General features: G+C 58.2%; 7 protein-coding genes and 1 tRNA gene. 3 read left to right on the top strand and 5 right to left on the bottom strand.

All coding sequences use genetic code 11. The annotated features are described in order from the left end of the window. Positions 1-132: 132 nt before the first annotated feature. The 4 genes from ACW5W8_RS22990 to rsmC all read right to left on the bottom strand — a co-directional run bounded on the left by ACW5W8_RS22990 (position 133) and on the right by rsmC (position 4,204). Positions 133-218 (bottom strand) — tRNA-Leu (locus ACW5W8_RS22990). Between the two features lie 128 nt (positions 219-346). Further along, positions 347-1,807 (bottom strand): glycogen synthase GlgA, encoded by a 1,461-nt coding sequence (glgA, locus tag ACW5W8_RS22985; RefSeq protein ID WP_498630682.1) that lies wholly within the window; start codon positions 1,805-1,807, stop codon positions 347-349. Further along, positions 1,797-3,014, bottom strand: coding sequence for a glucose-1-phosphate adenylyltransferase (gene glgC / locus ACW5W8_RS22980; protein ID WP_005340236.1), 1,218 nt, complete (start codon positions 3,012-3,014; stop codon positions 1,797-1,799). The genes glgA and glgC overlap by 11 nt, the downstream gene beginning before the upstream one ends. Positions 3,015-3,175: 161 nt before the next feature. Continuing rightward, complete coding sequence (gene rsmC, locus ACW5W8_RS22975) at positions 3,176-4,204, bottom strand: 16S rRNA (guanine(1207)-N(2))-methyltransferase RsmC (RefSeq protein WP_498630681.1); 1,029 nt, start codon at positions 4,202-4,204, stop codon at positions 3,176-3,178. Between the two features lie 279 nt (positions 4,205-4,483). Here rsmC and dapA point away from each other — a divergent pair, with 279 nt between their 5' ends. Then, positions 4,484-5,356, top strand: a complete 873-nt coding sequence (gene dapA / locus ACW5W8_RS22970) for a 4-hydroxy-tetrahydrodipicolinate synthase (protein ID WP_498630679.1) — start codon at positions 4,484-4,486, stop codon at positions 5,354-5,356. 59 nt (positions 5,357-5,415) lie between these two features. On the opposite strand, the gene ACW5W8_RS22965 is transcribed toward dapA, so the two are convergent. Then, positions 5,416-6,384 carry a CYTH domain-containing protein gene (locus tag ACW5W8_RS22965; protein WP_498630677.1) on the bottom strand — a complete coding sequence of 323 codons (969 nt, stop codon included), beginning with the start codon at positions 6,382-6,384 and terminating at the stop codon, positions 5,416-5,418. Between the two features lie 169 nt (positions 6,385-6,553). Between ACW5W8_RS22965 and ACW5W8_RS22960 the strand changes: the two genes are divergently transcribed. Beyond that, positions 6,554-7,234, top strand: a complete 681-nt coding sequence (locus ACW5W8_RS22960) for a TIGR00153 family protein (protein ID WP_498630675.1) — start codon at positions 6,554-6,556, stop codon at positions 7,232-7,234. 25 nt (positions 7,235-7,259) lie between these two features. Next, positions 7,260-8,525, top strand: a complete 1,266-nt coding sequence (locus ACW5W8_RS22955; RefSeq protein WP_498630673.1) for an inorganic phosphate transporter — start codon at positions 7,260-7,262, stop codon at positions 8,523-8,525. The last annotated feature ends 131 nt before the right edge of the window (positions 8,526-8,656 follow it).

The following is an 8,656-nucleotide window of genomic DNA, read 5'->3' as shown; positions in this document are numbered from 1 at the left end:
AAGAGAGGGACTCGAACCCTCACACCCGGGGGGCACTAACACCTGAAGCTAGCGCGTCTACCAATTCCGCCACCTTCGCACATTCGGGTTTTCTAGTTGGATTTACATGCTGCTGAATCAGCATGGCAGTATTGGTGCGAAGAGAGGGACTCGAACCCTCACATCCGTGGGACACTAACACCTGAAGCTAGCGCGTCTACCAATTCCGCCACCTTCGCATCACTGCGGAGGGGGATTCTATAGAGTTTTGGGGGAGCGTCAACAGCCAAAGGGGACTTTTTTCGCTGTTGACGCCCAAAGTGGCGCCAAGGGTACAAAACTTCAGCAATCAGCTGACGTTTGGCGTTCAGTAACGGCCCAATGCGCTCTGATACATCCGTTCATACTGGGTGACCGAGTCAGGCCAGTTGAAGCGGGTGCTCATGGCATTGCGCTGCACCTTGGCAAAACGCTCTTTGTCCTGCAGGAAATAGAGCAGGCTGCGGCGCATGGTATCGAGCAGGATGGCGGCAGTCGGATCGCTGAAGCAGAAGCCGGTGGCATGCTCGTGATCCGCATCCCAATCCACCACGGTATCTTTCAGACCTCCCACGGCGCGCACCAGTGGCAGGGTGCCATAGGCGAGACTGTACATCTGGTTGAGGCCGCAAGGCTCGAACAGCGAGGGCATCAGGAAGAAGTCGGCACCGGCTTCGACCAGATGAGCCAGTCGATCGTCATAGGTGTTGATGAAGGCGAGCTTGCCCGGATAATCCTGGGCCATGGTTTGCAGTTGCGTGGCGAGCGCAGGATCGCCAGAGCCGACGATCACCACTTGTACCTGATGGTGGAGGAATTTCTCCAGCGCTGGGAGCAGCAGGGGAACGCCCTTCTGCTCGGTCAGGCGGCAAACCATGCCGTAGATGGGCAAGTCCGCCACGGCCAGCCCCGCCTCCTGCTGCAGGCTCTCTTTGCAGATCTGTTTGCCAGCCATGTTGTCGATGCTGTAGGTCGCAGGCAGGAATTCGTCGAACTCAGGATCCCAGTCCTTGTAGTCGCAGCCGTTGAGGATGCCGCAGAGATCCGCCGCCCGTTGCTGGAAGATATGCGCCATGCCGTGGGCGCCGAGGTGAGTCAGCAGCTCCTGGGCATAGTTGGGGCTGACCGCATTGATCTTGTCGGCGTAAAGCACCCCGCATTTGAGCAGGTTGACATGACCGTAGTCGTAGTTGATGCGGCGTTCGTAGTCGGCGATTTCGGGCATGGCCCAGAACTGCTCGCGGCCAAACACCCCCTGAAACGCCGCGTTGTGAATGCTGATCACGCTGCGGGTCTGCTGGAAGAAGGGGTTGTGAGCATGACGGGTTTTCAGCAGCAGTGGCAGCAGGCCGGTGTGCCAGTCATTGCAGTGGGCGATATCCGGGGCAAAGCCGAGCTGCTCGCAGGCATGGAGGGCCGCGGCCGAGAAGAAGGCAAAGCGCTCGCCATTATCCGGATAGGCCTGATTGTTCTCGGCGTAGAGCTGGGGACGATCGAAATATTGCGGGCAGTCGAGCAGATAGACGCAGACGTCATCCAGCTCCATCTGGTAAATGCGATAACCGATATCCGGCAGACCCGGGTGGGTTGGCAACCAGCGTGACGCCACTAGTCTGGCCTCATCCCGTCGCTTTATCGTCTTGTAGAAGGGCAACATGATCCTGACATCATGCCCCTTCTGGGCCAGGTACATCGGCAGGGCTCTGGCGACATCGGCCAGGCCCCCGGTCTTGACCAGCCCCTCAACTTCCGAGGCAACAAACAGGATTTTTAGTGGGTTAATAGCCAACTCTTGCTCCCTTAGGTACCACCACGATACCGCCTTCGGATACGGTAAATCGCTCTCTATCGTGGTCCAGATTTTCACCGATAACGGTGCCGGGCGCAATTTCAACATTTTTATCTATAATCGCGCGCCGGATGGAGCACCCTTCACCAATCTTCACGTCCCCCAGCAGCACGGATTCACTGATATGGCTGCACGCGCCGATATTGCAGCGGAAACCGAGGATGGATCGCTGGATCTGGCTGCCCTGAATGAAGCAACCGGCGGAGATCAGCGAGTTGGCGATCTTCACCTTGCACTCGTCGCTGTCGATGAAGGTGGCAGGCGGCAGCGCCGGATAGTGGGTGTGTAGCGGCCACTTGCGGTTATAGAGGGAGAAGGGGGGATTGTCGGCCACCAGGTCCATGTGCGCTTGCCAATAAGAGTCGAGGGTGCCCACATCCCGCCAGTAGACGTGCGGTTTCTCGCCGGGGATGACGTTGGTGCTGTAGTCGTAGACATAGACGGGGGCGCGTGGGTAGAGGCTCGGGATCACATCCTTGCCAAAGTCGTGGCTGGAGTTCTCTTCGGCGGCATCCCGCTTCAGTTCGCGGCAGAGGGCATCGGTCTCGAAGATGTAGTTGCCCATGGAGACCAGCGCCTGGGTCGGATCGCCGGGAATGTGCTTGGGCTGCTTCGGCTTTTCCTGAAAGCCGATCATCCGCCCTTCGGTATCGACCTCGATCACCCCGAAGGCGCTCGCCTCTTCGATGGGCATGCGCAGGGCTGCAACTGTCATGGCGGCATTCTTCTGCTTGTGGAAGGTGACCATCTGGCTCACATCCATCTTGTAGATGTGGTCGGAGCCGAAGATGCAGACATGATCCGGTTCGGCCCGCTCGATAAAGCCGAGGTTCTGGTAGATAGCATCGGCGGTGCCGTCATACCAGCGTTTGCCCATGCGCATCTGTGCCGGTATGGGGTCGATAAAGCGGTCGGTGATGCCGACGATATTCCACCCCTTCTTCATGTGCAGGTAGAGGGACTGTGATTTGAATTGGGTCAGTACATAGATGCGCAGAAAGTCGGCGTTGACGAAGTTGTTGAGGACAAAGTCGATCAGCCGGTAGCTGCCACCGAAGGGGACGGAAGGCTTGCTGCGGGTGGTGGTCAGAGGCTGCAGGCGAGTACCTTCGCCACCAGCCAGGATCATGGTCAATATGCCTGCCATCGTATTTCTCTCCCTGAATTAACAACATGAAAAGGTTTTCAATGTTCGGTATAAAAACACCCCTAAAGGGGTGGTTTTTATCGTGTGCTTAATACCTTATCAGATGCCGGATGGCGCTCTCTAGCTGTTTTATTGTGCTGCTTACACTTATTTACACTTATTTACACTTTGCTCAGATAGACCTTGAATTTGGCATCACTGCTGATCACTTCAGTCCGTTTGAAGTGTGTCTCCAGTATAGGCTGGTAGCGCAAGAAGGCGTTGGCAACAATGGTCAGCGAACCATTTGGCAGCAAAAATTCCGGCGCCTTGGCCAGGAACTGCTCGGTTGCCGCATAGAAGGTTTTGAGACCCGCATGGAATGGTGGGTTGGAGACGATGTGCTGGAAACGGGTGGAGACATCCGAGTAGACATCGGAAGCGGTGACCTTGCCCTGCAGACCGTTGATCGCCAGGGTGCGGCGGCTCGATTCGAGTGCCAGTGCGCTGATATCCACCATGTTGACTTGCAGATCCGGATTGCGCTTGGCCAGTACGGACCCAATCACCCCGGCACCGCAACCGAAATCGAGCAGTGAACCCTTCATGGCCGGCACGGTGGCCAGCAGCATCTGAGTGCCGAGATCCAGCTCGGCGGCGCTGAAGACGCCGGGCAGTGCAAGCACGGTCAGCTCGGTATCACCCGCCTTGCACTGGTAGCGGCCAAACCAGCTATCCAGATCGAACGGGGCGACCGGTTTGCAGAGCTCACCGTGATAGAGGGAGCAGCGGCGGGCCGAGTCACGCTTGATCGGCTTTTCGCCATAGGGGGCCAGCAGCTTGTCGGCGCCATTGATGCCGCCACGGTTTTCGCCGGCGAGGAACAGATCGGCACCCGCTTCCAGCAAGGGGGTCATCATGGCCAGCAGATATTGTGCCTCGGCCTTGGCCTTGGGCATCAGCAGCAACAGGGCATCGAAGCGGGGGGCTCCGCCAATCTGGTGGTCGAACAGAATGGCCTCACCGAGGGCGGCCTGCTGGCTGCGGTAGTAGCAGTAATCGGTGGTAAAGACGGTCAGGGTCTGGGCCAGGGTCGCCAGCTGGCGGGGGTAGTCATCCTCCAGCGCGCCACAGACAAGTAGCCGCTTGCCGACAAAGAGGGCTTGGTTTCGTTCCAGCATCTGGCTGACGGCACTGATAGGGCTGCTCATCGGGTCTCTCCACGCAATTTTGGGCGGCCATTATACATAGCCCCTTTCGCCTTGACATTTATGCCGTGTTCCCGAAATATGCCCAGACACCATTTTTTGACCAGAGATGACGAAATGCGGTTCAACGGGTTGAAACGAAAGCACAAAAAAAGCCTGAAATTCGGGCCTGCCGACGTTCGCGCGTAACCTCTCATCCCTGAGAAGCTTCAAACCCCGGTTGCGCACACGTACCGGGGTTTTTTATTGCCATATGCGCGTCATTTAGGAGAAGGAGATCCCATGTTTCAAGGTTCAATCGTTGCGTTGATCACCCCGTTTCGACAGGGAAGGCTGGATGAAGAGGCGCTGCTGCGTCTGGTGGAGTGGCATATCGAGCAGGGTACTCACGGCATTGTGCCGGTGGGCACCACGGGGGAAAGTCCGACCCTGACCCACGACGAGCATTGCCGAGTGGTGGAGCTGGTGGTCAAACAGGTCGCTGGCCGTATTCCGGTGATTGCCGGAGCGGGCTCCAACAATCCGGTCGAAGCGATCGAGTACACCCTCCATGCCGAGCGGGTGGGCGCTGATGCCACTCTGCATGTAGCCGGTTACTACAACCGTCCCAATCAGGAGGGGCTCTACCACCACTTCAAGGCGGTACACGATGCCACCGCCAAGCCGATCATCGTCTACAACATCCCGCCGCGCGCCATCGTTGACGTGCAACCGGCGACCCTGGCCCGTCTGGCCGAGCTGCCGCGCATTGCCGGTGTGAAAGACGCGACCGGCGATCTGGCCCGCCCCTGGACCGAGCGCCAGCTGATCAAAAAGCACTTTGCCTGGCTCTCCGGTGAAGATGCTACTGCGGTGGCCTACAACATTGGCGGCGGCCAGGGCTGTATCTCGGTGACCGCCAACGTGGCGCCCAAGGTGGTGGCCGAGGTGCAGAACCTCACGCTGGCGGGCAAGTGGCAAGAAGCGCGTGAGCTGCAAGACAAGCTGATTCCGCTTCATCAGGCGATGTTTGCCGAGCCGAGCCCGGCTGGTGCCAAATATGCCGCTTCCCTGCTCGGTTTTTGCAGCGAAGAGTGCCGTCTGCCGGTGATGCCACTGTCGGAAGCGACCCGCGAGCGCATTCGCAGCGCCATGCAGCAGCTCAACCTGCTGTAATGCAAAACGGGTGAGCCTTGGCTCACCCGTTCTGTTTGCGGTGGCAGCGGATTGGCCGCTCAGCGTGCGTTGTGCAGCCAGTCGGTGATAGCCAGCTGTAGTGCGACATAATCCGCTGAGAGGAAGAGGTCAGCCAGCTCGGTGGGCCACTGGCGATCAGAGGCTGGTGCGGTTTGCAGATGTGCCAGCAGGCTTGTCAGCTCTGAACCCCAAAGGGTCGGCTGCGTCAGCTCGGCCGCCCGGCGTTCAATCAGCGCAATCCCTTCACACAGGGCGGCGAATGCTTGCTGCCGAATATTCTCATTCTGCGGATTTTCCAGCCAGAGCTGCTCGTGATGCTGCCAGTGACTCAGGCCGGCGGCGATGGAGGTTGCCACATCCATGGCTTCGCTGGTGGCCAGAAATTGCAGGGTCAGTGGCTTGCCTAGCCCGGCCATTCGATAGCCGCGCTGCGCCTTGGACTGTGCCCCCAAACGAATGCCACCCAGCCGAGCGAGGCGTTGGGCCAGCGCAAACAGCGCCGCGGTAGCGCCTGATTTGAGCTCCAGTTCCAGTTCGTTGATGGTGGTGCTGCCTTGGCTGCCGACTATCTTTCCCTGATCCCAGGCCAGCTCAATCTCGGCCCCCTCGAAGGCGATCAGCCAATGGCGGCGCAGGAAGTCGGTACGAAACTGGGCGACCAGCTGCTGCTGAATGTGGTCACGCTCGGTCAGGGGCGGCCAAATCTCATCGGGAAAGGCCGAGAGGGTCGGCAGATCGCCGCTCACGGGAGCGTTGTATTCGGGTCTGGCGTGCAGGCCGCCCACCGCCTGGCCGCGGCATTTGATGGTCTGCTCGGCGAAGGCATCGCAGCGGCGGATCCGCAGCCCCATATCCAGCTGGCGCAGAGCCAAGGTCGGCGTATCGAAATAGACGTTGCCGAGCTGCTGTTGTGATGATTCTTTAATCTCAAGAGAATTCAGCAGGTTGGATAACTCGGGTTGAATGTCGCGGGCGACAAAAAACTTTATCTCGATCTCAGTTTGCATAGTCATTCCGGGTTGGCAGGCAACTTTGGGGGGCAGGATTCGGGTCGCGGGGATATAATGCCCGCGAGACGACTAGATTAATTCGCGGTTTAATTGAGGGCGCAGTTCGGTTACCATGCGCGCCTCATAAAATCGTATCGAGTGTTTTTTCACCGACACAGGTTTGGCCATGCCAGTAAATACTATTTTGGGGCTTTTTGCCAAGTCCCCCATCAAGCCGCTGCAGAAGCATATCGTCAAGGTTCACCAGTGCTCCCAGCAGTTGGTTCCCTTCTTTGACGCCGTTGCCGAAGACCGTTGGGAAGATGCCGAGCAGATCCGGCAGCAGATCGCCCAACTGGAAAAAGAGGCAGATACCCTCAAGCGTGAAATCCGTCTGAAACTGCCTCGCGGCCTGTTCCTGCCGGTTGCACGTACCGACCTGCTGGAGCTGTTGACCCAGCAAGACAAGATTGCCAACCGTGCCAAGGATATCTCCGGCCGCATGCTTGGTCGTCGCATGGAGTTCCCCGCCGAAATGCGGACGGATTTCATGGCTTACCTCAAACGTTGTATTGATGCGACCGCTCAGGCCGAGAAAGCGATCGGGGAGCTCGACGAGCTGCTCGAGACCGGCTTCAAAGGACGGGAAGTGGAAATGGTTGCCGAGATGATCCACCAGCTGGATCTGATCGAGGACGATACAGACACCATGCAGATCGGACTGCGCCAACAGCTGCAAGCGGTTGAGCACAATTACAATCCGATCGATGTGATGTTCCTTTACAAGATCCTCGAATGGGTAGGTGACCTGGCAGATCAGGCCGAGCGCGTAGGCGCCCGTCTGGAACTGATGCTGGCTCGTTCGTAATCGACTGACTGGGTAAACACTATTAATGGACATTATCGCGAATTACGGCACCACTCTGGTGCTCGTGGCGGCCTTGTTCGGCTTTTTGATGGCTTGGGGTATTGGCGCGAATGACGTGGCCAACGCCATGGGAACATCGGTCGGCACCAAATCCCTGACCATCCGTCAGGCGATCATCATTGCCATGATCTTCGAATTTGCCGGTGCCTATCTGGCCGGTGGCGAAGTGACGGCCACCATCCGTAACGGCATCATCGACAGCAATGCGTTTGTCGATAGCCCGGACCTGCTGGTGCTCGGCATGATCGCCTCCCTGCTGGCGGCGGGCGCCTGGTTGATCCTCGCCTCCTACTTCGGCTGGCCTGTTTCCACCACCCACTCCATCATCGGCGCCATCGTCGGTTTTGCGGTGGTGAGCATTGGCCCGGAAGCGGTGCAGTGGAGCAAGTTTGGCGGCATCGTCGGCTCCTGGGTCATCACCCCGGCTATCTCAGGTGTTATCGCCTACTTCATGTTCATCAGCGTGCAGAAGCTTATCTTCAACACTGATGATCCCCTGAACAATGCCAAGCGCTATGTGCCGTTTTACATGTTCCTGACTGCGCTGGTGATCTGTCTGGTGACCATCAAGAAGGGGCTGACCCACGTCGGTCTGCACCTGACCGATGGCGAGGGCATTTTGCTCTCCGTTGCCATCTCCATCGCAGTGGCGTTTGCCGGCTGGATCTACATTCGCGGTCAGAAGTACAACCCGCAGGATGACAGCAAGATGCACTTCGCCAACGTGGAGAAGGTGTTCGGCATCCTGATGGTGATTACCGCCTGTGCCATGGCCTTTGCCCACGGCTCCAACGATGTGGCCAACGCCATTGGCCCGCTCTCTGCAGTTGCCTCTATCGTGGCTTCCGGTGGCGAGATTTCCGGTCAGGCCGCCATTGCCTGGTGGATCCTGCCCCTTGGTGGTATCGGTATCGTGATCGGTCTGGCGACTATGGGCGAGAAGGTGATGGCGACGGTCGGTACCGGCATCACTCACCTGACCCCGAGCCGTGGTTTTGCCGCTCAGCTGGCCACTGCCGCGACCGTAGTGATTGCCTCCGGCACCGGTCTGCCCATCTCCACCACCCAAACCCTGGTCGGTGCTGTGATGGGTGTTGGCTTGGCGCGCGGTATTGCGGCGTTGAATCTGGGTGTTCTGCGCAACATTGTGGTCTCCTGGATCATCACCCTGCCTGCCGGTGCCATTCTGGCTATCGCGATCTTCTACGTGCTGCAGGCCTGCTTCTCCTAATCGAAGCGGCATTCAGCAAAAAGCCCGAGTCATCGACTCGGGCTTTTTTATGGCTATGTCCCAATTACGTGTTGAAAGGCTAAGCTTGAAGTAGGCCATCACCTTGAGGTCTACCATCATGGATACCCCAG

It is taken from the genome of Aeromonas aquatilis, from assembly GCF_054052405.1.
Note: the sequence above shows the minus strand (reverse complement) of the source record. Positions and strands in the feature narration are given on the sequence as shown.